Annotated in this window: 1 protein-coding gene and 1 pseudogene; both read right to left on the reverse strand. The window is 24.7% G+C overall.

What is annotated here, in order from left to right; translation table 11 throughout:
• A partial coding sequence (locus XO12_RS11100; protein WP_254867740.1) for an ATP-binding protein occupies positions 1-290 on the reverse strand: 290 nt, incomplete at its 3' end.
• A gap of 9 nt (positions 291-299) precedes the next feature.
• Positions 300-892 (reverse strand): annotated as a pseudogene (locus XO12_RS11105) (IS21 family transposase); the annotation flags it as partial.

Below are 892 nucleotides of genomic sequence, written 5' to 3' on the forward strand. Positions count from 1 at the left end.
ACAAATCTTAAGCTTTTTAAATCTAATATTTCCTGTTTATTTATTCCTGGTTGAAAATCGAAATCAAAATCTTCTATTCCTTTCAGAAATGGGAAATTAGCTACTTTTACACATGCATTCATTGCTCTTTTTTCTTTTGCCTTTATTTCTAATTCACTTAATTCATATAATGCGTCTATTACACTTTTTTCTCCTGTATTTATTAAGTTCAAATATTTATCTAGATTGGTTTTTATATTTATTAAATTTAATTCTGTTAGATTATTTTGTAGTTTTATATAATTATTCATATTCCCCTCCTACAAAAAATTATCTAATTTTTTCAGGTTATTAGAACACATTTCATTTAGTTCTTTTGAATCCTTTATATGCTTTGACATTAATGTTGTATAATGGTCTGATATATAATTTATTTTTTTATCTGTTATTTTATGTACTGTTATCAAATCTGTGTTATAATATATATACAGATAATTTTCATTTGTTTTTATTTTCATTGTTTTGCCTATATATTCAGGCGGTACGGAGTATTTATTTCCTTTGTAATATATCAATGAATCTTTTTGGACTTTTGCTTTATGAGTGTGGTCCAAATATGATTCAACGATATTTTTATTTGGCAAAGGAGATAAATACTCTTTTTCTTTTTGAAACAACAGTAATGGTGGAACATTTGTTGATTGGTTTATTCTAGTATTAACCTTTTTATTTATCCTTTGTATAATTTCATTTAGTTCCTTTTCGTCTTCAAAATCCTTATCATACGCTAATATCCAAGATATGAATTTATTTGCTGATTCAACCTTCCCTTTAGTATATGAATGTCTTGGCTTACATAATTTGATTTTAAATCCAAAATCTTTTGCAAATGCTTTCATTTTATAATTTATTC

Origin of the sequence: Marinitoga sp. 1154, from assembly GCF_013363285.1 — a bacterium.
In the GTDB taxonomy this organism is placed as follows: domain Bacteria; phylum Thermotogota; class Thermotogae; order Petrotogales; family Petrotogaceae; genus Marinitoga.